This is a genomic window from Microlunatus aurantiacus (assembly GCF_039536605.1).
In the GTDB taxonomy this organism is placed as follows: Bacteria; Actinomycetota; Actinomycetes; order Propionibacteriales; family Propionibacteriaceae; genus Microlunatus; species Microlunatus aurantiacus.
Genome location: NZ_BAAAYX010000026.1, coordinates 17,252 through 40,314, shown reverse-complemented (window position 1 = coordinate 40,314; position 23,063 = coordinate 17,252). Strand labels below are relative to the sequence as shown.

22 protein-coding genes are annotated in these 23,063 nt (G+C 70.7%); 11 read left to right on the top strand and 11 right to left on the bottom strand.

Annotated features, from left to right (window positions below; translation table 11 throughout):
• Window positions 1-22: 22 nt before the first annotated feature.
• The 4 genes from pstS to mshD all read right to left on the bottom strand — a co-directional run bounded on the left by pstS (window position 23) and on the right by mshD (window position 5,492).
• Window positions 23-1,132, bottom strand: coding sequence for a phosphate ABC transporter substrate-binding protein PstS (gene pstS / locus ABD714_RS21205; protein WP_344814452.1), 1,110 nt, complete (start codon window positions 1,130-1,132; stop codon window positions 23-25).
• Between the two features lie 242 nt (window positions 1,133-1,374).
• Window positions 1,375-2,265 (bottom strand): NUDIX hydrolase, encoded by an 891-nt coding sequence (locus tag ABD714_RS21200; RefSeq protein ID WP_344814451.1) that lies wholly within the window; start codon window positions 2,263-2,265, stop codon window positions 1,375-1,377.
• A gap of 45 nt (window positions 2,266-2,310) precedes the next feature.
• Complete coding sequence (locus ABD714_RS21195) at window positions 2,311-4,455, bottom strand: RNA degradosome polyphosphate kinase (RefSeq protein ID WP_344814450.1); 2,145 nt, start codon at window positions 4,453-4,455, stop codon at window positions 2,311-2,313.
• Window positions 4,456-4,496: 41 nt separating this feature from the next.
• The gene (mshD, locus tag ABD714_RS21190; protein ID WP_344814449.1) at window positions 4,497-5,492 is read right to left on the bottom strand and encodes a mycothiol synthase; all 996 of its coding nucleotides are present in this window, start codon (window positions 5,490-5,492) and stop codon (window positions 4,497-4,499) included.
• Between the two features lie 111 nt (window positions 5,493-5,603).
• On the opposite strand from mshD, the gene ABD714_RS21185 reads away from it, so the two are divergent.
• Window positions 5,604-6,131 carry a hypothetical protein gene (locus ABD714_RS21185; RefSeq protein WP_344814448.1) on the top strand — a complete coding sequence of 176 codons (528 nt, stop codon included), beginning with the start codon at window positions 5,604-5,606 and terminating at the stop codon, window positions 6,129-6,131.
• A 78-nt stretch (window positions 6,132-6,209) separates the two neighbouring features.
• On the opposite strand, the gene ABD714_RS21180 is transcribed toward ABD714_RS21185, so the two are convergent.
• A complete protein-coding gene (locus tag ABD714_RS21180) occupies window positions 6,210-6,890 on the bottom strand; it encodes a winged helix-turn-helix transcriptional regulator (protein WP_344814447.1) in 681 nt (226 codons plus the stop codon).
• 795 nt (window positions 6,891-7,685) lie between these two features.
• Between ABD714_RS21180 and ABD714_RS21175 the strand changes: the two genes are divergently transcribed.
• On the top strand, window positions 7,686-8,534 hold the full coding sequence (locus ABD714_RS21175; protein ID WP_344814446.1) for a sulfurtransferase: 849 nt from the start codon (window positions 7,686-7,688) through the stop codon (window positions 8,532-8,534).
• 73 nt (window positions 8,535-8,607) lie between these two features.
• Window positions 8,608-8,916: a DUF1416 domain-containing protein gene (locus ABD714_RS21170; protein ID WP_344814445.1), complete on the top strand. Its 309-nt coding sequence runs from the start codon at window positions 8,608-8,610 to the stop codon at window positions 8,914-8,916.
• 142 nt (window positions 8,917-9,058) lie between these two features.
• Here the strand turns inward: ABD714_RS21170 and dtd are convergent, their stop codons facing one another.
• From dtd to ABD714_RS21155, 3 genes are read right to left on the bottom strand one after another with little or no spacing between them, the layout of a single operon-like run.
• Complete coding sequence (dtd, locus tag ABD714_RS21165; protein ID WP_344814444.1) at window positions 9,059-9,487, bottom strand: D-aminoacyl-tRNA deacylase; 429 nt, start codon at window positions 9,485-9,487, stop codon at window positions 9,059-9,061.
• A gap of 28 nt (window positions 9,488-9,515) precedes the next feature.
• Window positions 9,516-9,878 (bottom strand): VOC family protein, encoded by a 363-nt coding sequence (locus ABD714_RS21160; RefSeq protein WP_344814443.1) that lies wholly within the window; start codon window positions 9,876-9,878, stop codon window positions 9,516-9,518.
• Window positions 9,875-10,945: a ketopantoate reductase family protein gene (locus ABD714_RS21155; protein WP_344814442.1), complete on the bottom strand. Its 1,071-nt coding sequence runs from the start codon at window positions 10,943-10,945 to the stop codon at window positions 9,875-9,877. The genes ABD714_RS21160 and ABD714_RS21155 overlap by 4 nt, the downstream gene beginning before the upstream one ends.
• A 48-nt stretch (window positions 10,946-10,993) precedes the next feature.
• On the opposite strand from ABD714_RS21155, the gene ABD714_RS21150 reads away from it, so the two are divergent.
• Window positions 10,994-11,470: a GNAT family N-acetyltransferase gene (locus ABD714_RS21150; protein ID WP_344814441.1), complete on the top strand. Its 477-nt coding sequence runs from the start codon at window positions 10,994-10,996 to the stop codon at window positions 11,468-11,470.
• Window positions 11,471-11,687: 217 nt separating this feature from the next.
• Window positions 11,688-12,188, top strand: a complete 501-nt coding sequence (locus tag ABD714_RS21145; protein WP_344814440.1) for a heme-binding beta-barrel domain-containing protein — start codon at window positions 11,688-11,690, stop codon at window positions 12,186-12,188.
• Window positions 12,189-12,212: 24 nt separating this feature from the next.
• Here the strand turns inward: ABD714_RS21145 and ABD714_RS21140 are convergent, their stop codons facing one another.
• Entirely contained in the window at window positions 12,213-13,211 is a 999-nt protein-coding gene (locus ABD714_RS21140) for an ERCC4 domain-containing protein (RefSeq protein WP_344814439.1), read from the bottom strand.
• Window positions 13,212-13,403: 192 nt separating this feature from the next.
• On the opposite strand from ABD714_RS21140, the gene ygfZ reads away from it, so the two are divergent.
• The 4 genes from ygfZ (at window position 13,404) to ABD714_RS21120 (ending at window position 18,772) form a co-directional block, all read left to right on the top strand.
• Window positions 13,404-14,396 (top strand): CAF17-like 4Fe-4S cluster assembly/insertion protein YgfZ, encoded by a 993-nt coding sequence (ygfZ, locus tag ABD714_RS21135; RefSeq protein ID WP_344814438.1) that lies wholly within the window; start codon window positions 13,404-13,406, stop codon window positions 14,394-14,396.
• Between the two features lie 54 nt (window positions 14,397-14,450).
• On the top strand, window positions 14,451-15,458 hold the full coding sequence (locus ABD714_RS21130) for an asparaginase (RefSeq protein WP_344814437.1): 1,008 nt from the start codon (window positions 14,451-14,453) through the stop codon (window positions 15,456-15,458).
• Window positions 15,459-15,524: 66 nt separating this feature from the next.
• Window positions 15,525-16,256: an HAD family hydrolase gene (locus tag ABD714_RS21125; RefSeq protein WP_344814436.1), complete on the top strand. Its 732-nt coding sequence runs from the start codon at window positions 15,525-15,527 to the stop codon at window positions 16,254-16,256.
• On the top strand, window positions 16,253-18,772 hold the full coding sequence (locus ABD714_RS21120; RefSeq protein ID WP_344814435.1) for a glycoside hydrolase family 65 protein: 2,520 nt from the start codon (window positions 16,253-16,255) through the stop codon (window positions 18,770-18,772). Before ABD714_RS21125 ends, ABD714_RS21120 begins: the two co-directional genes overlap by 4 nt.
• 247 nt (window positions 18,773-19,019) lie before the next feature.
• Here ABD714_RS21120 and ABD714_RS21115 read toward each other — a convergent pair whose 3' ends face one another.
• Window positions 19,020-20,474: an APC family permease gene (locus tag ABD714_RS21115; protein ID WP_344814434.1), complete on the bottom strand. Its 1,455-nt coding sequence runs from the start codon at window positions 20,472-20,474 to the stop codon at window positions 19,020-19,022.
• Between the two features lie 413 nt (window positions 20,475-20,887).
• On the opposite strand from ABD714_RS21115, the gene ABD714_RS21110 reads away from it, so the two are divergent.
• Window positions 20,888-21,352 (top strand): helix-turn-helix domain-containing protein, encoded by a 465-nt coding sequence (locus ABD714_RS21110; RefSeq protein WP_344814433.1) that lies wholly within the window; start codon window positions 20,888-20,890, stop codon window positions 21,350-21,352.
• Between the two features lie 2 nt (window positions 21,353-21,354).
• Window positions 21,355-22,059, top strand: coding sequence for a hypothetical protein (locus ABD714_RS21105; protein WP_344814432.1), 705 nt, complete (start codon window positions 21,355-21,357; stop codon window positions 22,057-22,059).
• A gap of 156 nt (window positions 22,060-22,215) precedes the next feature.
• Here ABD714_RS21105 and ABD714_RS21100 read toward each other — a convergent pair whose 3' ends face one another.
• Complete coding sequence (locus ABD714_RS21100) at window positions 22,216-22,962, bottom strand: L,D-transpeptidase family protein (protein ID WP_344814431.1); 747 nt, start codon at window positions 22,960-22,962, stop codon at window positions 22,216-22,218.
• Between the last annotated feature and the right edge of the window lie 101 nt (window positions 22,963-23,063).

The window sequence follows — 23,063 nt, the reverse complement described above, 5'->3', positions numbered from 1 at the left end:
GCGACCGACGGTGCGAACGAGATCAGGAGATCGTCGCGGCGGCGGCTTCGACGTCGGCCGACAGCTTCGACGACAGCGGCGCCATCTTGGCGGTCTTGACCGCGTCCTGCTGGCCGGTCGCCGAGGCGACGTAGCTCAGGTAGGACTTGACGAGCTCGGCGGTGGCCGGGTCCTTGTACTTCTGGCAGGCGATCGCGTAGGACAGCAGCACGATCGGGTAGACCTCGCCCTCCGCGGTGCGGTTGAGCTCGATCGTCCAGTCGTTCGCCGAGCGGCCGTCACCGGTGACCCGCTCGGAGGCGTCGACGATCGCGGCCGCGGCCTCGGCGGTCGGCTTCTGGAACTTGTCGCCCACCTTGACCGAGGCGACCCCGAGCTCGCCGGCCTTGGAGGCGTCGGCGTAGCCGATGGTCCCCTTGCCGTTGGTCACGGTGTCGACCACACCGGAGGTCTGCGGGGCGGCCTCGCCACCCGGCAGCGGCCACTCGCCGTCCGGCTCCGAGGTCCACACCTTCGGTGCGGCCTCGTGCAGGTACTCGGTGAAGTTCTCGGTGGTGCCCGAGTCGTCCGCGCGGTGCACGGCGGTGATGGTCAGGTCCGGCAGCGTGGTGCCGTCGTTCAGCGCGGCGATCGCCGGGTCGTTCCACTTGGTGATCTTGCCCGCGAAGACGCTGGCCAGCGTGGTGGCGTCCAGCTTCAGGTCGCTGACGCCGTCGACGTTGTAGATGACCGCGATCGGGCTGATGTAGATCGGCAGGTTGATGGCGGTCTGGCTGGCGTCGCAGCGCGACGCGGTCAACGCCTCGGCGGTGATCTCCTCGGGCTTCATGGCCCGGTCGGAGCCGGCGAAGTCGGCGCCGCCCCCGGCGAACGCCTCCCGGCCGGCCCCCGAGCCGTCCGGGGAGTAGTTGACCGTGACGTCGGGGTTCTTGGTCTGGAAGCTGGCGGCCCAGGTCTCCTGGGCGGTGGCGGCGGAGGAGGCTCCGATGCCGGTGAGCGTGCCGGACAGACTCGCTCCCGACTCGGTCGAGCCGCCCGGGGCTGCGCCGCCCTCGTTGGCCGCGCAGGAGGACATGGCCAGCACGGTGGCGGTGGCGAGCGCCAACGCGGCGCCCTTGCGAGAGATCTTCACTCGTTCCCCTTGTCAGACTCTGACTCAGTCTGGTGAGCATGGGAGCCACGGTGGCTCCGTCGCGGACGCTAAGCAGGTCCAGTGACCGGTCGGGGACGGTTGAATGAACAACAGACAAACGGTGTCTCCCGCACTCGCTGGACCGCCCCCAGGCCAGGCTCCTTCGTCATCTCTCGAAGAGGAGAAGAACGCCTCTCCTCGCTCCTCCTCAGCACGCCGGAGGGCCGCGCCGGCCTGGGCGATCAGGCCTGCGGGCGGTAGCGCTCGATCGCGTGCACGTCGTCGGCGGTCAGGTGGGTGATCAACATCTCACCAGTGGCCAGGGTGGCCGGGGCGAGATCGAGGGCCTCCAGGATCGAGGGGAGCACCGGTCGGTGGACGCAGATCGCTGTCGGCAGCCCCGCGGCGACCACCCCTTCCCGGATCTTGCCGACCAGCCGGACGACGCCGTCGGGGTCGGCGGTGCCGATCTCCTCGGTCAGGGTGTCGTGCGTCTCGATCCCGATCTTGGCGGCGGAGGCGTACGGCTCCAGGGTGCTCAGGCACCGGCTGGCGGTCGAGCTGATCAGGTTCTCGACCCCGTACGCGGTCAGGAACGGGACCAGCTGACGGGCCTGCTTGCGGCCGCGCGCACCGAGGGGGCGGAGGGTGTCCTTCTTCGACCAGTCCTTGCGTTCCATCGCCTTGCCGTGCCGGACCAGGATCAACGTCGTGGTCGCCGGCTGCTCCAGGTGCTGTCGGACCAGCTCCTTGTCGTGGTCGAAGCTCAGCCGGTGCAGCGCCGCCTTCACCGGCAGCCAGGACACCACGTCGACCTCGTCGTCGGGGGCGCGCTTGGTCACCTCCAGGGGAGAGCCCGCCCAGTAACGGACCTCCTTGGTGGCGCCCGAGCTGAGCGGGTAGAGCACCGTGTCGAGGGGTGACCCGAGCCGGATGGTCACCCCCGTCTCCTCCCGGACCTCGCGGGCCGCTGCCGCCACGACCGACTCCCCGGCCTCGACCTTGCCCTTGGGCAGCGTCCAGTCCCGGTACCGCTCGCGGTGGATGACCAGGACCTCCGGGTCCCTGCCCGGCCGCACCCGCCGCACGACCGCCCCGCCGGCGAGCACCGTCTTCTTGTCCTTGCGGCTCATGTCGCCCTCCGGCGCCGTGGGCTGACGAGGATCACCGTCGAACGCTCACTTCGCCGCTCGACGTCGGCTCTTCACGCTGATCAGGTGCTCCTGCATGTCGACCAGGGGTTCACCCTCGGCGTCGGTCGTGCGCTGGGTCCAGGTGCCGTCGGCGTTGAGCCACCAGGCCGCGGTGCCGGCATCGAAGGCCAGGTCGAACAGCCCCTCGATCTCGGCCACGTGGGCCGGGTTGGTGATCGAGGCCAGGACCTCGACCCGCCGGTCCAGGTTGCGGTGCATCAGGTCGGCCGAGCCGATGCCCACCGAGGGATGGCCGTCGTTGGCGAACCAGAACAGCCGGCTGTGCTCCAGGAACCGGCCGAGGATGCTGCGGACGCGGATGTTGTCGCTCAGCCCGGGGACACCCGGTCGGATCGTGCAGATGCCCCGGACCCACAGATCGACCGAGACCCCGGCGCGGGACGCGCGGTAGAGGGCGTCGGAGATCGTCTCGTCGACCAGGGAGTTGACCTTGATCCGGATCCCCGCCGGCCGGCCGTCCTCGTGGTTGGCGATCTCGTTGTTGATCCGGTCCAGCAGACCCGTGCGGATCCCGTGCGGGGCCACCAGCAGCCGGCGGTACTGGGTCTCCTGGCTCATCCCCGACATGTGGTTGAACAACCGTCCGATGTCGTCGGTGATGATCGGGTTGGCGGTCAGCAGGCCCATGTCCTCGTAGAGCCGGGCCGTCTTCGGGTTGTAGTTGCCCGTGCCGATGTGGGCGTAGCGGCGCAGCCCGTCCGGCTCGTCGCGGACCACCATGGACAGCTTGCAGTGGGTCTTCAGGCCGAGCAGCCCGTAGACCACGTGGCAGCCGTGCTGCTCCAGCCGGCGGGCCCAGGCGATGTTGGCCTGCTCGTCGAAGCGGGCCTTGATCTCCACCAGGGCCAGCACCTGCTTGCCCTGCTCGGCCGCCTCGATCAGGGCGTCGATGATGGGGGAGTCGCCCGACGTGCGGTAGAGGGTCTGCTTGATGGCCAGCACCTGCGGGTCGTCGGCCGCCTGCTCGATGAACCGCGTGACGCTGGTCGCGAACGAGTCGTACGGGTGGTGCAGCAGCACGTCGCGCTGCTTGAGCGCGGCGAACATGTCGGCCGGCTGCGCGGTCTCCACCTCGGCCAGGTGCGGGTGGGTGGCGGGCAGGAAGGCCGGGTACTTCAGCTCCGCCCGGTCCAGGTCGGTCAGCGAGAACAGCCCGCGCAGGTCCAACGGACCCGGCAGCGCGAAGACCTCCTTCTCGCTGATGTCGAGCTCGGTGGTCAGCAGCTCGAGCATCTTGGGGTCGATGTCGTCCTCGACCTCCAGCCGGACCGGTGGGCGGCCGACCTTGCGCCGCAACAGCTCCCGCTCCAGGGCGACGAGCAGGTTCTCCGCGTCGTCCTCCTCGACCTCGACGTCCTCGTTGCGGGTCACCCGGAACACGTGGTGCTGGACCACCTGCATGCCGGTGAAGAGCTGGTCCAGGTGGCGGGCGATCACGTCCTCCAGGGCGACGAACCGGCCCTCGTCCAGCTTGACGAACCGCGGCAGCACGCTGGGCACCTTGACCCGGGCGAACTGCCGGATCCCGGTGACCGGGTTCTTCACCAGCACGGCCAGGTTGATCGACAGGCCGGAGATGTACGGGAACGGGTGCGACGGGTCCACGGCGAGCGGGGTGAGCACGGGGAAGATGCGCTCGGCGAACAGCTCGCGCATCCGCTCCTTCTCCGAGGTGGCCAGCTCGTGCCAGCGCAGGATCTCGATCCCCTCGGCCGCCAGCGCGGGTCGGATGTCCTCCTCGAACAGCCGCGAGTGCTCCTCCACCAGCTCCCGGGTGCGGGTCAGGATCGCCTGGTGCACCTCGCGCGGCATCAGCCCGCTGACCGAGCGCACGGCCACGCCGGCCGCGATCCTCCGCTTCAGACCGGCGACCCGGACCATGAAGAACTCGTCCAGGTTGTTGGCGAAGATGGCCAGGAACTTGGCCCGCTCCAGCAGCGGCACCCGCTGGGCGTCCTTGGCCAGGTCGAGGACCCGGTTGTTGAAGGCCAACCAGGACAGCTCGCGGTCGTAGAACCGGTCGTCGGGCAGACCGTCACCGTCCACCACGCCGGCGTCCCCGGCCGCCCCGCTCTCGAGGAGGTCGTTGGCCAGGTCGGGTGCGTTCATGGTCGTAGCTCCTGTGGGTCGCCGGATCAGGTGCATCGTAGTCAGCCGGGACCGGCCGGAGCCGGGGCGGCGTACATGACGTCGGCGCTGACGAGGGTGAAACCGTAGCGGTGGTAGAGCGCCAGAGCGCGCTCGTTGTCGGCCTCGACGTAGAGGTCGACCTCGCTGGCACCGACCTCCCGCAGGTGCCGGAGCCCGGCCCCCAGCAGCGGGGTGCCGAGACCGCGGACCCCCGCCGCCGGGTCGACCCCGATCACGTACACCTCACCGGTCGTGGCGCCGGCCTCGTGCTTGGTCCAGTGGAACCCGACGATCGGTGTCGAGGGTGTCGACTCGGAACCGGGCACCGGGGCGGGCTCGGTGTCGGACGACGCGTCGCGCACCGCGAGGAAGAAGCCGTCGGGATCGAACCACGGCTCACCCATCCGCTGCTCCAGGTCGGCGCGGGTCAGCGACCCCTGCTCCGGGTGGTGGGCGAAGGCGCGGGCGTTGACGCTCAGCCAGCCGTCCTCGTCCTGGCCCGGCCGGAAGGTGCGGATGCTGGTCCCCGCCGGCGGCTGCACCGGTGGCAGGTCACCGCTGAGGGAACGGCCCAGCACCTGCAGGGTGCGCACGGGTCGCAGACCCACCGAGTCCGCCAGTGCGCGCGCCGCCGCGGTGTCCCCGGTGGCCCACACCCGCAGCGGGCCCGGGGTCTCGGACGCGAGTCGGCGCAAGAGGTCCCCGCCGACACCGCGCCGACGGTGGTCGGGGTCGACGACCACGGCGGCCACCGGTCCGGCCTCCTCCGCGATCGCCTGGGCGTAGCCGATCAGCTCGCCGGACTGGAGGTCGTGGGCGAGGACGTGGCGGGGGAGGGCGGCCGCAGCGACCGCGCTGCGCTCCGGCGGCCGGCGGAGGGCGAGCAGCCCGGCTTCGTTGACCGCTGGGTGTCCGTCCCGTTCGGCGGCGCGGGCGACCAGGGTCAGCACCTGCTGCTGCTGCGTGGGGGAGGGATCGGCGGTGACGGTGAGGGTGGCCGGGAGGGGGGCAGCCATCCGGCCAATGTAGTGCTCACGGTCGCTCGTCCCGGACCGGGAGGTGCGACGGGGGCGGTCGGGCGACGGCTCCGCTCGGTCGACCGGCCTGAGCACTTTATGCTCGCAGCCATGCGAGACGAGCAGTACGCCGCCCAGGACCTTCCCTCGTACGGGGCGCACGAGCAGCCGGCTCTGGTGTCCCGCACCCACGGTCAGCTGCGCAAGACCCTGCTCGGCACCGTCGTGGCGGCCCTCGGTGTCGCCTCCTCCGTGGCGGGCCTGGTGAGCTACCCCGATCTCGACGGCGTCTTCCAGGGCCGCGGCTGGGCGCAGGCCCTGGTGGCGGTCAGCGCGGCGATGCTCGTGCTCTGCCTGTGGCAGCACCTGTCGTGGCGACGGGCGATCGCTGTGTGGCACGGCGAGAGGAACAGCGACCTGGCTGCCGTCGTGGCCGTCTCGTGGATCCTGCAGCTGGTCTCGTACGCGATCTCGGTGCTCGCGCTGGTGGTCTGCGCCATCGCCTTGATCGAGGTCGGACGGTTCGCCACGACCGCCGTCTTCCTGGTGCTCTCGCTGCTCGCCGTGCTCGCCGCCCAGATCCTCGCCGGCGTCCAGTACGTGCGAGCCGAGGGCCCGCCGGGAACCGTGCAGTTCTGATGGCGCTCGCCCCGCTCGCACGCGGATGGGGACACTTCCGAGCAGCGTGGGGCTGGGCCGACGACCCAGCCCTCACCGTCAGACTCTGCTGTCCTCCGACTGGGCGACGAAGCGGTAACCGACGTTGCGGACGGTGCCGATGACCGACTCGTACTCGGGACCGAGCTTGGCCCGCAGCCGCCGCACGTGCACGTCGACGGTCCGGGTGCCGCCGAAGTAGTCGTAGCCCCAGACGTCGCTGAGCAGCTGCTGGCGGCTGAACACCCGGCCCGGGTGCTGGGCCAGGTACTTCAGCAGCTCGAACTCGGTGTAGGTCAGGTCGAGCTGGGTCCCGTTGAGCTTCGCGGAGTAGCCGGCCTCGTCGATGGTGATGTTGCCGGTCTGGATCAGCGGCTCGCCCGTGTTGCTGGCCGACGGCGAGGTGGCGAGTCGGATCCGGACATCGACCTCGGCCGGCCCGGCGGTGTTCAGCAGGATGTCGTCGAAGCCCCAGTCCGCCGACAACGCGGCCAGGCCGCCCTCGCTGACCACGACCAGCAGCGGCGACTCCTTGCCGGTGGTCTCGATCAGTCGACACAGCGACCGGGCGCCGACGAGGTCGCGACGCGCGTCCAGCAGGATCACATCGGCCTGCGGTGCGTCCAGCAGGGCTGTCGCCTCGGCCTGGGCGACCTTCACCTGGTGGGGAAGCAGCTCCAGGGCGGGCAGGATCTCCGACGAGGCGTGCATATCGTTGGTCAACAGCAGCAAGGTGGCCATCGAGGTCTCCTCCGGCTCCGTTTGGTAAGGCAGGATGTCAACACAGCAACCACGTGACGACCGACGATCGCGGACTCCGCGTGGGGCCTCGTCGCAGCATGAGAATACGCCAAGCACGACGGTCGACCTGGTCTTCTGGGCCGGGGCCAGAGCGGTGGCCGGCACCGCCTCGGAGCGGTGGTCGGCGGGGTCACTGGGGGAGGCCTTCCGGGCGGCTTCCGCGAGCCGAGGCTCCGACCCCCGTTTCGACCGCCTGCTTGCGGTCTGCACCGTGCTGGTGGACGGGGTGGTGGTCCGATCCGAGCGATGGGATGACCCGCTGACCGGGTCCGTGCGGGCCGAGATCCTGCCTCCGTACGCGGGTGGTGCGTTCTGAGACACCCGGGTGAACCGGTCATGTCAGGCGCGTGAACGGCCTACCAAAACCGGTTGCGGGTGGTCCAACTCACAACCACGGGTCTCACTCTACGGATGGCGACGGACCCGACCAGCGGATTTGCCGCTCAGGCGCCTCTGCGTCCATATTCTGGATACCCGTCTCGTTGGGTGAGAAGACCCTTGGCCGTGCGAGCCGGCGCCCCTAGCCTGGTTGCATGATCACGACGACAGCGTGGGCGCTTCCGCTCACCCGCCGTCTGGCCGTGGACCACGGTCGGATGCGCTCGTCGTTGTGTCGTTCCATGTGACAGCCGCCTTCTCAGCGGCCGTCCTACCCTGCGCACCCTCGGCGTCTCGCCGTGTCGGCGCGCCCGAAGATCGCACGATCACCATCACCCACACCACAGGAGCCAGGACATGAGCAGGCCAGAGGTACTCGTCGACGCCGACTGGGTCGCGGAGCACGCCAGCGACCCGAACGTGGTGCTCGTCGAGGTCGACGAGGACACCACCGCCTACGACGGTGGCCACATCGCCGGCGCGGTGAAGATCGACTGGAAGACCGACCTGCAGGACCCGGTCCGCCGCGACTTCGTCAACAAGGAGCAGTTCGAGGCTCTCCTGTCCGAGCGCGGGATCAAGAACGAGGACACCGTCGTGCTCTACGGCGGCAACAACAACTGGTTCGCCGCCTACGCGTACTGGTACTTCAAGCTCTACGGTCACAGCGACGCGCGGCTGCTCGACGGCGGCCGCAAGAAGTGGGAGCTCGATGCGCGCGAGCTGACCTCGGAGACGGTCACCCGGCCGGCCACGCAGTACAAGGCCGCCGAACCCAACCTGGAGATCCGCGCCTTCCGCGACGAGGCCATCGCGGCGATCGGCGAGAAGAGCCTGGTCGACGTCCGCAGCCCCGACGAGTTCGCCGGCCGGCTGCTCGCCCCGGCCCACCTGCCGCAGGAGCAGGCGCAGCGCGGTGGGCACATCCCGACGGCCATCAACGTCCCGTGGAGCAAGGCGGCCAACGACGACGGCACCTTCAAGTCCGACGAGGCCCTGACCGAGCTGTACGGCAGCGCCGGTCTCGATTTCGACCGCGACATCATCGCCTACTGCCGCATCGGTGAGCGCAGCGCGCACACCTGGTTCGTCCTGCACGAGCTGCTCGGCAAGGAGAACGTGAAGAACTACGACGGTTCCTGGACGGAGTACGGCTCGCTCGTGGGCGTGCCCGTCGCCGTCGGCGACGAGCCCGGCCAGGCCTGAGTCCCATCCCGTCTTGGGCGACCGCCCGGGACGGGCAGCACCACCTCGACCCCCGACCAGCAAGGAGCAGGACATGTGCGGAGCCACCCAGGGCGGACTCAGCGTGCAGGGCATCGACGTCACCAAGGAGGCGGTGATCCAGGGCCGCGTGCTGCGCAGCGGCGAGCCGGTCTCCAACGCCTACGTGCGGCTGCTCGACTCGACCGGTGAGTTCACCGCCGAGGTGCCCACGTCGGCCACCGGTCACTTCCGCTTCTTCGCCGGCGACGGGTCGTGGACCCTGCGCACGCTGGCTCCGGGCGCGCAGACCGACCGCCAGGTGGTGGCCGCGCGCGGCAACGTGCTCGAGGTGGACGTCCTCCTCGACGCCGTCGCCGCCTGAGCCGCTCCACTCCGCTCGCCCGCCCGGGCATCGGGTGAGCGGGTCCTGATCGCCGATCGAGGCGCTGTCCCCCTGCGGTGGACGGCGCCTCGTTCGCGTCCGGACACCGGCCGTCGAGCGGCCTGTGGAGCCCTCTGTCGCGTCAGTCGACGTCGAGGATCAGGGTGACCGGTCCGTCGTTGACCAGGCTCACCTGCATGTCGGCGCCGAAGACGCCGGTGGCCACCTCGGCCCCGAGCTCGCGCAGCGCAGCGACGAACGCGTTCACCAGCGGTTCGCTGACCGGCCGCGGCGCGGCCGCGCTCCAGGAGGGCCGCCGTCCCTTGACCGTGTCGGCGTACAGGGTGAACTGGCTGACGACCAGCAGCGGTGCGCGCGTGTCGAAGGCCGACAGCTCATCAGCCAGGATCCGCAGCGTCCAGATCTTGGCCGCCAGCTTCGCGGCCAGGGCGGGGGTGTCGGTGTGCGTCGCGCCGACCAGGACCAGCAGCCCGGGTCGCGGGAGGGCACCGACAATCTCGCCGCCGACCGTGACCGACGCCGAGCGGGCGCGCTGGACGACGGCGCGCATCAGCGCACCTGACCACGGGAGCCGGTCATCAGCCGAGCACGACCAGGCAGAAGGGATGGCCGGCGGGATCGGCGCACACGCGAAAGTTTCCGCCACCGCCCGCCAACCGCCGCCCGCCGGCGGCCACCACTGCCGTCTCGGCTGCGTCGAGGTCGGCCACGGCGACATCGACGTGGCGGTACTGCGGGCGCTCACCCTCGGGCCAGGTGGCCGATGGCAGGTCCGGCACACGCTGGAAGGCCACTCCGGGGCGGTCGGCCGCGTCGCCGATCACCACCCAGTCCGGGTCGTCCTGCACTCTGACCATCCCGAGCAGCTCCTGGTAGAACTCCGCCAGGGACTGAGGGTCGCGACAGTCGATCACGATGCCGTGCAGGCGTCCGATGCTCATGGCCGGTCATCCTGCCGGTCACCAGGGACACTCGGGGTCGTCCCGCCCACGGCGGTCACGAGGTCCGTCGCGGACACGCTGCCGGCCCCTTCCCCCCGCCGGATCGCCGTGCGGGCCAGTCGGGCGAGGCGCGCGTTGACTGGGGCCGCCAGCCCGTTCTCATGGGCGATCCGGACGATCTCGCCGTTCAGGTAGTCGGTCTCGATCGACCCGGTGCCGCGGGTCAGCGACTGCCAGCTCGACCCGCCCAACCGGGTGTCCTCCAGACCCGGTACGGGTTCGACGGTGAACCCCTCGGCCCGCGCTGCGGCCTCGGTGGCGTCGTCGATGACGGCGACGCCGGCGGCCGCGAGCACCGTCCGAGCCTCCTGGTCGGCCGCCACCCGGACCGGGCGAACCGCTTGCTGGTCGTCGACCAGGGCGTCCAGCACGTTGGCCAGGTTGCTGATCAGCTTGCGGTGCTTCCAGGCCATCACGTCGCCGGGCAGCTCGACGCCGAAGGTGGCCCGCCGCCAGTCCGCGGCCACCTCCTCGAGCAGCGCCCGGTCGGCCGCTTCGGTTCGCTCCGTCGGCACCCGGCCGAGGTGCAGCACACCGGAGATGGGGACGCCGCGGATGACCACCTCGCCCGGTTCCAGGTGCACGGCGGGCATCCACAGGCAGATCCCGAACACCCGGCGGGCGTAGCGGGCGGCCAGCCGCTCCGCGCTCACCCCGTTGGTGGCCAGGAACACGGGCAGCAGGTCGCCGGCGGTCCCCTGCAGCACGCCGTCGCGGTCGCGCACTGGGGCGTCGGCGGCCTCGGGTAGCACGTCCAGCAGCTGCTGCGTCTTGACCGACAGCACGATCACGTCGTCGACAGTGAGCTCGACATCGGTGATCGAGGCCACGGCGGTGACCGGCAGGGTGATGTCCTCGGCCGGGGTCCGCAACCGCAGGCCGTGCCGCTGCAAGGCGGTCAGGTGGTCGCCGCGGGCGACCAGCACCGTCGGCACCCCCGCCTGCACCAACCTGGCTCCCAGCCCGCCGCCGATCGCCCCGGCCCCGATGATCACGTACCTGCGCATCCACCGACCCTATGTGCGCGACCGGTCGGTGTCGGAGAGGATCGAGGCGTGACCATCGACGTGACGTTCCGGGCCCTGGAGCCGGCCGACCTGGCCGAGCTGGAGTGGTCGGGAGGTCCGGAGCACCTGACCGCGATCGCCGAGGTGCTGCCGCTGATGGTGGCCGACGAGGCGGAGTACGTGGTCGGCGAGCTGCCCAACGGGCACCTGGTGGCCGCGGGGGGCGCGGATCTGCGGCCGGTGCCGGAGGCGGGGGTGCTCTGGCAGCTCGCGGTGCACCCGCTGCTGCAGGGCCTGGGGATCGGCACCGCCCTGGTGGCCGAGCTGGAGGACCGGGCCCGTCGCCGGGGCCGGACCGAGGCGCGACTGAGCGTCGAGCACGACAACCCCGCGGCCCACCGGCTCTACCGGCGGCTGGGCTACCGCGAGCACGGGTCGGCGGTGGAGTCCTGGCCGGTGGCCGACGGGCGGCGCTACGTGACGGTGACCACCGTGCTGCGCAGACCGCTGACGACGAGGCCCTGACCGCGCGGCGCACGCGTGCGGCGTACGTGCTGCAGAAGGACACCGGGCCTGCGTGCCGCCCGCCGGCGGGCGGCACGCCGACCTACACTCGCGGTCATGTCGCTCGCCGCCGTGTTCGCCGTCCTGCTGATCGCCGGCATCGTTGCGGTGGGAGTCGCGGCGGTCGTCGCGCTGGTGCTGTTGCTGGTTCGCGGTCGTTCCGTGGAATCCTGAACGGGTGCCTTTCGAGATCTCGCCCGACCTGAATCCCGCTCTCACCCCGCTGGCCTGGCTGCTCGGCCGTTGGGAGGGCACGGGTCGTGCCTCCTATCCCGACACCGACGACCTCGAGTTCGGCCAGCAGATCGACTTCGCCGACAACGGCGGCGCGTACCTGCACTACCTCTCCCAGACCTTCACGCTGGACGACGAGGGCAAGGCGAGCAAGCCGCTCTCGATGGAGACCGGGTTCTGGCGCCCGCAGCCCGACGGCGGCCTCGAGGTCGTGCTCTGTCAGCCGGGTGGCTACGCCGAGGTCTGGTACGGCCAGATCGCCGGAGCGAAGATCGAGCTGGCCACCGACGCCATCCTGCGGAGCGCCTCCGCCGAGGAGTACACCGCCGGTCAGCGCCTGTACGGCAACGTCGAGGGCGACCTGCTGTGGACCTTCGACAAGGCGGCCGGCGGCCACCCGCTGCAGAACCACCAGTGGGGTCGGTTGCAGCGCACCCGGGCCTGACCAAGGCCGCCGCGCGCCGGGACCTCAGCCGTCCCCGGGCTCCCGCTGCTCCCACGCTCGGCGGATCGCGCCGGGCACCCGGCCCCGAGCGGACACCTCGAGGCCCTGTTCTCGGGCCCAGGCGCGGATCGTCGCCTCCTCGCCCGTCGAACGGCGGCGGGGAATCGACGGGGCGGGCTCCGGTAGGGGACCGCCTGGGGCGAACGTGTCCTCCACCCCGGCGGTGGCGGCGGCGAGCTCGTGCTCGCGCCGGCAGGCCCCCAGCCAGCGGTAGACCCACTCCTGAGCCAGTGACCGGTTGTCGCAGAACACGATGGGCACGGTGGGGAAGCGCGCCTGCGCCTCGGCCAGCGCCTCCGCGACGCTGGATCCCGTGGCGTGGGTCAGCTTGAACACGGCGCTGTAGCCGGCCTCGACCACCACGGCGGCCCGCGGCAGGTGTGCCAGGTCCGCCAGCAGGTACGTCATCCTCCCCGACAGCAGCGTGCCGGACAGGTCCTCCACCGACTTGCGCTCGACGGCAGCGATGACCTCGTCACCCTCGGCGACCGCGTAGTCACCGGCGCGCAGCGGGGCCTTCCGGGTCGAGGCCTGCTGGTGGCGGAAGCCGTACGCGTACCGCTCGTGCACGTCCACCACGATGTCGAGCACCTGGCCGTGGGCGCGAGCGGTGGGGAGGTTCACCCGCGGCCGCGCCTGCTTCGCCGTCCGGGCTGACTGCCAGAAGATCACCTCGCGACCACGCGCCCGGGTCAGCACGAACTGGGACCGGCTCTCCCGACCGCGGGTGAGGACGAGGTCGATGGCCGCGCCCCGCCGCCCGACGGACCGGACCGCGAGCCGCTCGACGATCTCGGCATCGGTCGGCCACGCCTCGGCCCGGTGGCAGTAGATCTTGTTGGTCCGCGGCCAGGTCTCCCGGGCCTTGACCACGATCCCGTCCTCGCCGAGCGGGATCCGGATGAGGTAGGGCAGGCTCGAGTCCGGCTCCGGGTTGCGCGCGATCAGCAGGTCGTCGGGCACAGGTCCAGTCTGCCGAGCCCACCGGCAGAGCGACAAGGAGGTTCGGTCACGCGGACGAGACCTGGATCGTGCCCGAACCTCCTTGTCGACGCGTTGGCCGTCGGCGCCTGCGGGGGCGCGAGGGCCGGACGGAGACGACCGCGACGACGCAGGCCGGGCCGGCGCGGCAGATGCCGGACTAACCTGGGAGGCATGTCCAGCACCGTGCCCTCCGCCGTCCTCGCCGAGTCGGGACCCGACGCCGGACAGCCCTGGCACTACGGGGACCCGCTGCGTGAACAGCGGCGGCTGGAGGCCGGGGACGGCGCCGTCGACCTGTCGCACCGTGGGGTGCTGACCGTGTCCGGCCCCGACCGGCTGAGCTGGCTGCACTCGCTCACCACCCAGCACCTCACCGACCTGGCCCCCGGGGTGGGTGTGACCACCCTGGTGCTCTCCCCGCAGGGCCACATCGAGCACGCCCTCTACGGTGTCGACGACGGCGAGACCTTCTGGGCGCACACCGAGCCCGGGGCTGCCACGGCGGCGGCGGCCTGGCTGGACCGGATGCGGTTCATGATGCGGGTCGAGGTCGTCGACCGGACGTCGGACTACGCGGTCGTCTGGCGGGCCGGGAGCTCCGACGGTGACCGGCTGAGCCGATCCGGCCCGGACTCCCTCGACGGTCACGAGCTGCTGGTGCCGCGCACCGAGTTGGCCGCGACACTGGCCGAGCGGTCACCCGCCGGGCTGTGGGCGTACGAGGCGCGGCGGATCGCCGCGGGGGTGCCCCGGATCGGTCTGGACAGCGACCACCGCACCATCCCCAACGAGCTCGGTCTGCTCGGTCCGGCCGTCCACCTGGACAAGGGCTGCTACCGGGGACAGGAGACGATCGCGCGGGTGCACACCCTAGGGCGACCTCCCCGGCGGCTGGTCCGGCTGCACCTGGACGGCTCGACCGACACCCTGCCGCCGGTCGGAGCGCCGCTGACCCTCGAGGGACGTCCGGTCGGCTTCGTCGGCACCTCGGCGCGGCACTACGAGCTGGGCCCGATCGCCCTCGGACTGATCAAGCGCAGCACCGACCCCGCCCGGGACCTGCTGGCTGCCGGTCCGGGAGAGAGCGGCGAGCCTGCCGTCGCGGCGGCTCAGGAGGTCCTGGTCGATCCGGAGGTCGGGTTGCACGTCCGCGCCCGCCTCTGACCTGCCACCCCGTCGTCTGACTGCCATCCCCACGGGGGAGTACCCTCCGACACCGTGACCGACCTCGCCGCCGCACCCCAGTCGAGCTCCCCGCCGGGACCGTTCGAGAGCGACCCGATCCTGGTGGAGGTGGTCCGCAACGGCACCGTCGAGAGCGTGCACCACGGCCGGGTGGCCGTGACCGACCCCGACGGTCGCCTGGTGCGGTCCCTGGGAGCCGCGCTGGCCCCGATGTACCCCCGGAGCTCGAGCAAGCCGCTGCAGGCGGTCGGCCTGGTCCGGGCCGGACTGGACCTGCCGCCCGACCTGCTCGCCCTGGTCTGCGCCTCGCACTCCGGCGAGCCGTTCCACGTCGACGCGGTCCGCCGCATCCTCGAGCACGCCGGGTTGGGCGAGTCCGACCTGCAGACCCCGCCGGACTGGCCGGCCGACGAGCAGGCGACCCACGACCTGATCCGGGCGGGCGGGGAGAAGTCGGCGATCACCATGAACTGCTCCGGCAAGCACGCCGGGATGCTCGCGACGGCTGCGCTCAACGGCTGGCCGACGGCCACCTACCGCGATCCGGACCACCCGGTGCAGCTGGCCATCCTGCAGACCATCGACGACCTCGCCGGCGAACAGGCGGGTCTGCTGGCCGTCGACGGGTGCGGGGCCCCGCTCTACGCCGTCAGCCTGTACGGCCTGGCCCGCTCCTTCGGCCGGATCGCGGGCGCCACCGAGGGCCCCGAGGCCCGCGTGGCCGAGGCGATCCGGAGCCACCCGCAGAACGTCTCCGGCACGCGCCGCGACGAGCTCGCCCTCCACCGCGCGATCCCCGGGCTGGTGGGCAAGGCCGGCGCCGAGGCCGTCTACGCGGTGGGTCTGGCCGACGGGACCGGGGTGGCGATCAAGATCAGCGACGGCTCGCCCCGGGCCCGGGCGGCCGCGATGGCCGCCACGCTGCAGCGCCTCGGCCTCAGCGCACCGACGCTGGACGAGCAGGTCGCCACACCGGTGCTCGGGCACGGTGACCGGGTGGGGGAGATCAGGCCCGTGGCCGGGGCGTTCGCCCGGCTGTAGGGTCACCGGTCCCGCCCGGGCTACCGCGCGCGGCGACTCGTAACACTTCTCCCCTAGTGTTCTCGCGTGAACACCGACGACTTCGACGCCGTCCTCTTCGACCTCGACGGCGTGCTGACGCCGACGGCCGAGGTGCACATGATGGCCTGGCAGAAGATGTTCTCGGAGTACCTGGGCAGCCGCGGCATCGCCGAGCCCTACACCGAGAGCGACTACTTCGACTACATCGACGGCAAGCCCCGCTACGACGGGGTGCGGTCCTTCCTGGCTTCGCGGGAGATCACGCTGCCGGAGGGTTCCTCCGACGACCCGGCCGACGCCGAGACCGTGTCCGGACTGGGCAACCGCAAGAACGACGTCTTCGCCGCGGTGCTGGAGACCGACGGGGTCACTCCGTACGCCGGATCGGTCGCCTTCCTCGATCACCTGCTGACCACCGACACCCAGGTCGCGGTGGTCTCGTCGTCCCGCAACGCCCCAGCCGTGCTCGCCGCCGCCGGTCTGGCCGACCGGTTCGAGGTCGTCGTCGACGGCGTGGTGGCTGCTGCCGCGCACCTGGCGGGCAAGCCGTCGCCACAGACCTTCCTGTTCGCGGCCGAGAAGCTCGGGGTGCCGGCCGACCGGGCGGTGGTGGTCGAGGACGCTCTCTCCGGCGTCGCGGCCGGGCACTCCGGTGCCTTCGGTCTGGTGATCGGCGTCGACCGCGGGGTGGGGGCCGACCGGCTGCTCCAGGCCGGCGCCGACGTGGTGGTCGCCGATCTCGCGGAGCTCCTGCCCGGATCGGACGACGCCGCATGAGGGGCTCGAGCGGGGACACCCCGCCCGATGCGGCGGACCCCCTGGACCGGCATCGGTTCCCGGTCGAGGACTGGCGCTTCGTCGAGCGGGCGTACGGGGGCAAGGACCTCGGGGTCACCGAGACCTTGTTCGCGGTCGGCAACGGCTACCTGGGGCTCCGCGGCAACGTGGAGGAGGGGCGCGAGACCCACGCGCACGGCACGTTCATCAACGGCTTCCACGAGATCTGGCCGATCCGGCACGCCGAGGAGGCGTTCGGCTTCGCCCGGGTCGGGCAGACCATCGTCAACGTCCCGGACAACAAGACGATCAAGCTGTACGTCGACGACGAGCCGCTGCTGCTCGCCGTCGCCGACCTGCGGTCGTACGAGCGGGCCCTGGACTTCCGCAGCGGGGTGCTCACCCGGGAGATCACCTGGCGGACGCCGGGTGGCAAGTCGGTGCACGTGAAGTCGACCCGGATGGTCTCGTTCCCGCAGCGGCACCTCGCGATCATGACCTTCGAGGTCACCATGCTCGACTTCGGTGCCCCGGTGGTGATCTCGTCCCAGACCCTCAACCGCCAGGACGGCCGCGACGAGTACCACGTCAAGGCCGCCGCGATGGGAGCCGGTGTCGACCCGCGCAAGGCGGAGTCGTTCGAGGACCGGGTGCTGGATCCTCAGCTGCACCAGGCCGAGGACGAACGGATCGTCCTGGGCTACCGCTGCCACAACTCCAAGATGACCCTGGCGGTCGGTGTCGACCACTCGATCGTCACCGACAACCCGTACACGCAGCACATCAGCGCTGACGAGGACACCGGGAAGATGGTCTACCGGGTGGACGCCGAGCCCGGCCGGACGATCACGGTGACCAAGATCGTCTCGTACCACTCGTCCCGGGGGGTGCCGGTCCGCGAGCTGGTCGACCGCTGCCGCCGGACGCTGGACCGGGTCGAGCGGCAGGGCGTCGAGCTGCAGTACAGCGAGCAGCGACGGTGGCTGGACGAGTTCTGGGCCCGCGCCGACGTGGAGGTCGCCGGGCAGCCGGAGGTCCAGCAGGCCATCCGCTGGAACCTGTTCCAGCTGGCCCAGGCCACCGGCCGGGCGGAGCAGTCCGGCGTCCCGGCCAAGGGGGTGTCCGGCTCCGGCTACGGCGGCCACTACTTCTGGGACACCGAGATCTACGTGCTGCCCTTCCTCACCTACACCTCCCCGTGGATGGCGCACAGCGCGCTGCGCTTCCGCTACAACATGCTGCCGGCCGCGCACTCGCGCGCGGAGGACCTGGCCCAGCAGGGCGCGCTCTTCCCCTGGCGCACCATCAACGGCGAGGAGGCGAGCGCCTACTACGCCGCCGGCACCGCGCAGTACCACATCGACGCCGACATCTCCTACGCGCTGATGAAGTACGTGACCGCTACCGGTGACGAGGACTTCCTGCGTCGGGAGGGTGTCGACATCCTGGTCGAGACCGCACGGCTGTGGGCCGATCTCGGTTTCTGGCGGGAACGGAGCGACGACGACGGCGCGGCCAGTTCGTTCCACATCCACGGGGTCACCGGGCCCGACGAGTACACCACCGTGGTGAACGACAACCTCTTCACCAACGTGATGGCCCGCTTCAACCTGGCCAAGGCGGCGGAGGTGGTGCGTCGGCTGGCCGAGCACGACGGCGTGCTGTTCGACCAGCTGGTGGACCGGCTCGGTCTGGAGCAGCGCGAGGTCGACGACTGGGCCGCGGCGGCCGAGGCGATGTCGATCCCGTACGACAAGGGCACCGGGATCCACCCGCAGGACTCGCGCTTCCTGGACCGTGAGGTGTGGGACCTCAAGGCCACCCCGGCGGACCGGCGTCCGCTGCTGCTGCACTACCACCCGCTGGTGATCTACCGGTTCCAGGTGATCAAGCAGGCCGACGTCGTGCTGGCCCTGTTCCTCCAGGGTGATCACTTCACGCTGGAGGAGAAGCGGGCCGACTTCGACTACTACGACCCGATCACCACCGGCGACTCGACCCTGTCCGGGGTGGTCCAGTCGATCATCGCGGCCGAGGTCGGCTACCGCTCGCTGGCCCTGCGCTACTTCTACAGCTCGCTGTTCGTCGACCTGGCCGACCTGCACGGCAACACCAGCGACGGCGTGCACGTCGCCTCCACCGGGGGCGTCTGGAACGCGTTGGTCTTCGGCTTCGGCGGGATGCGCGACTACAACGGCGTGATCACCTTCGACCCACGGCTGCCGGCCGACTGGGATCGGCTGAGCTTCCGGTTCATGCTCCGCGGCACCCGGGTCAAGGTCTCGGTGGTGCGGGACTCGATCTCGTTCGAGGTCGAGGACGGGGAGTACGCCGAGATGTCCGTACGCGGCGAGCACGTCACCGTCCGCGCCGGAGCGCCGGTGACCGTGCCGCTGGATGGTCAGGGACCGCTGATCGACGGAGAGCCCACCCTGCACTCCGGTGAGCGTCGTCAGGACGGGACCCTGATCATCGCCAGCGTGCCGCAGGCCGTGAGCCGCCGCCAGCACCGCTGACGCCTGTTCCGGGGGCCGGGGTGGGCGGCCAGGGGTCCTGGTGACCGGGTTGGCTGCGTTGTCCGGCCGTTGGGCGGGGTCGGTGCCGGAGACGGACCGTCGCGCGCGCGATGTCCGACCGGGGTCGGCCTGCGGCGGCCCGCCCGTTATCCGTACGCGATCGTCACGCCGGCGGGTGGGCGCACCCAGACAACCTGCCCCCGAACGGCGTAGCCGGAGCATGCCAGCGGTGATCCGAGACCACCGACTAGCGGTCCGGACCGCCGCCGTCCAGGTCGCTGGGGTCCTTCAGGTAGGTCTTGCGGGCGTAGATGGCCCGGTTGACGAGCCAGGTGATCAGCCACAGACCGATGCCGACGGCGATCAGCACGCCAGCGATCTGGTACTGGACCGGGTTCCGCCCGGTCCACGGGCCGACCAGGAACGCGCAGCAGAGGCCACCGATGATCGGGATCACCGTGGGTGCCACGAAGTGCTTGTGCGACTTGCTGTCCTTGCGCAGCACCAGGCAGGTGATGTTGACGACGGCGAACACCGCCAGCAGCAGCAGGGCGGTGGTGCCGCCCAGCTGGCTGACCCCGCCGGCGAAGATCAACAGCCCGGTGGCCAGCACGGTGGTGAACAGGATCGCCACCCACGGGGTGCGGCGACCCGGGAGCACCTTGCCCAGCACCGGGGGCAGTACCCGCTGCTTGGCCATGCCGTAGAGCAGCCGGCTGGCCATCAGCATGTTGATCAGAGCCGAGTTGGCCACCGCGAACATGGAGATCAGCGGGAAGATCTGGTCGACCGGCAGGTTGGGGGCACCGGCCTGGACGACCTTGAGCAACGGGGCCTCGCCCTCACCCAGCTCACCGGGGGACACCAGGGCGACCGCCGAGATCGACACCAGCACGTAGATCGTGCCGGTGATGCCCAGCCCGGTGAGCATGATCTTGGGGAAGATCTCCGACGGGTTCTTCACCTCCTCGGCCATGTTGACCGAGTCCTCGAAGCCGACCATGGCGAAGAAGGCCAGGGTGGTGCCGGCGGTGACGGCGAGGAAGATGCCCTTGTCCTCGGCGGTGTCGAACATGACCACCCGACCGAGGTCGGCCTTGCCCTGGCCGATGGCGAAGATGCCGATCATGATCACCAGCAGCAGACCCGAGAGCTCCACGCAGGTCAGCACCACGTTGGCGTAGACGCTCTCGGCCACTCCGCGGAGGTTGACCAGGGCGACCAGGGCGATGAAGCAGATCGCGAGGAACGTGGTCAGCCCGGCGGACGCGTCGACCTCGGTCAGCCCCAGCCAGTCCGCGCGCACCACGTTGACCATCGCCTCGAGGTTGGCGGCGAAGGCGCGGGACGCGGTGGCCGCCGAGGTGATGCCGGAGCACATCACGGTGAAGCAGACCAGGAAGGTGAAGAAGTGCACCCCGAACGCCTTGTGCACGTAGAGGGCGGCGCCGGCGGCCTGCGGGTACTTGGTGACCAGCTCGAGGTAGGAGAACGCGGTCAGGGTAGCCACCACGAAGGCCACGAGGAACGGCAGCCAGACCGCTCCGCCGACCTCCTTGGCGACACTGCCGGTGATCGCGTAGATGCCGGTGCCCAGGATGTCGCCGACGATGAACAACAGCAGCAGCTTCGGTCCGAGGACCCGCTTGAGCTCGGGCTGGTGCTCGCCGGTCTCGGTGCCGGTCGTGCTGGTGTCCGTCATGGGAGGCCTCCGTCGTCAGGCTGCGTGCGGGGGTCGGGGCTCGCGGGGAGCGTGTTCACCGTGGTGTCACTCTGGCCCACCGGCCCCCCTGGCACAAGGGCGGGGTGTCGACGAGCGCCCGGACCGCGATGGACCACAGCCACTGACGCCCGCCGCGTGCGGCCCGCCACCAGCGAGTGACCCCCGTCGCGAGTGCCGGTCACGACCCCGTCGCGAGCGGCCGAGAGCGGAGCGACGGACTCCGTCTGGAGCGACGAGGGAGCAAACACGCTTCTCCGTTTGCGATCGAGGAGTGAAGTCGGAGGCGGTGGAGCGCAGTGAACAGCGAGTGACGAACACACTGTGATCGACCTCACGCTAGCTGGAGTTCGCAGTTGCTTGCAATTGCAAGCACTGGCGCGCACCATGGAGTCATGGCCAGGATGAAGACCCCCAACCTGGGGGAGCAGCTCGGGACGCTGGGCGAGTTCATCGCCTCGCAGCGCCGGGCCGCCGAGCTCTCACTCCGCCAGCTGGCGGAGCAGACCGGTGTCTCCAACCCCTACCTGAGCCAGATCGAGCGCGGGCTGCGTCGGCCGTCCGCAGAGGTCCTGCAGCAGCTGTCCAAGGCGCTGCGGGTCTCGGCCGAGACGCTTTACGTCAAGGCCGGGATCCTCGACCCCGACGATCACCCGGCGACGACGGTCGAGACCGCTGTGCTGTCCGACGTCGCCATCACCGAGCGGCAGAAGCGCGTCCTCATCGACGTGTACCAGTCCTTCGTCAAGGAGAACGAGAAGGACGGTGTCGCCGAGCCGGCCCCCGAGGCCGCCGAGTCGGCCTCCGAGGCCGCCGAGTCCACGAGCAAGCAGAAGAAGAAGACGAAACAAGGAGCATGAGCATGGCCACCACCACCCGTCGCCCGACCCCCGCGCAGGCCCGCAAGGCCGCCGTCGAGTCCGACTACACCCCCCTGTACGCCGCCGCCGGTCTCACCGACCTGGTCGCCGAGTCGATCAAGAACATCGTGGTCACCACGCAGGAGCGGGCCACCCAGCGGATCGCCGACCTGCAGACCAGGAGCACGGAGCAGGCCAAGCAGACCACCGAGCTGATCCGGACCCTGCCCGAGCAGCTGAAGGCCCTGCCGGAGACCACCAAGGCCCGGATCGCTGACCTGGAGAAGCAGAGCAAGGAGCTGCTGGCCGAGGCGAACACCACGTACGCCGACCTGGCCGGCCGGGGCAAGAAGGTCGTCGACGACTCCCTCATCGCGGCCCGCAAGACCACTGCCGACGTGAAGGCCGACGTCGAGGTGAAGCTGGAGGAGGTCCGCGAGGACGTCGTCGAGACCGTCGATCCCGCGTTCGAGGCCGTGCAGGAGGGTGTCACCAAGGCCCGCCAGTCGGTGTCGGGCAAGACGGCCACCGAGACCGTCACCCCGAAGAGCGCGGCCAAGGCCTCCGCCGCCCGCCAGGCCAGCGCCGCCAAGGCATCGGCCACCCGCGAGGCGTCCAGCGCCAAGCGCTCCGCCGCCGGTCAGAAGGCGGCCGCGACCCGCAAGGCCAACGCCGCCAAGAAGGCCGCCGAGAAGGCCAACGCCTGACGGTAGAACTCACGAAACACAGACCCTCGAGCCATCAGCTCGGGGGTCTGTGTTTTGCCCGTCGCGAGCGGCCGCGCAGCGGAGCGCTCGGCTCTGTCAGGAGGGAAGACAGAGCCAACCGGCGCGCAGCGGAGCAGTGACTGACGACAAAGGAGCTCAGCTGCGGTAGACGACCACCCGGTCCCCGACGCGCACCCGGTCGAAGACCCAGCGGATGCCCGACTTGTTCCGGATGTTGACGCAGCCGTGGCTGCAGCCGTTGTAGCCGCGGGCGGCGAAGTCGGCGGAGTAGTGCACAGCCTGGCCGCCGGAGAAGAACATCGCGTACGGCATCGGCGTGTGGTAGATCGTCGAGTAGTGGTTCCGGCTCTTCCAGTTCACCGTGAACCGGCCCTCCCGGGTCCGGGTGCTCGAGCAGCCGAAGCGCGCGTCGAAGGTCCTGATGATCTTCGAGTTCTTCATGTAGTAGAGCTTGTCCCGGGTCTTGTCGATGCACAGTGCCCGCCCGGAGACCTTGCAGCGCCTGTCGATCTTCTTGCCGCTGGATGACGCGCGCGACGTGATCTTGATGGTGCCGGTCTTCTTGACCAGCCTGTTCCAGGTCGTCCGGTTGACCCGCCCGGAGGCGCTGAGCCCCTGGCGACGCTGGAACTTCTTCACCGCGGCCTCGGTCTTGTCGCCGAAGAAGCCCGTGACGTACGCGCTGCTCAGCACCTCGGCCTTGACCAGCCGTCGCTGCAGAGCGGTGACCCCGCCGGAGCTCTGACCCTTCTTCGGCGCGGTGTAGGTCTTGGACACGTACGTCGCGGCCGCCGCTGACGGCGCCGTACCGACGGTGACCGTGCCGATCAGGGCGATCGCCACCCCCACCGACACCAGGATCGAGATGATGCGCCGTCTCACGGTCTTCCCCCTTGCCGAGTGACGTCACGCACGAGGTGTGCGCGACGAGACGGGCGGGGAAGGGCCCGATGTTCAGAGGCTGCTCATCACATCCTGATACA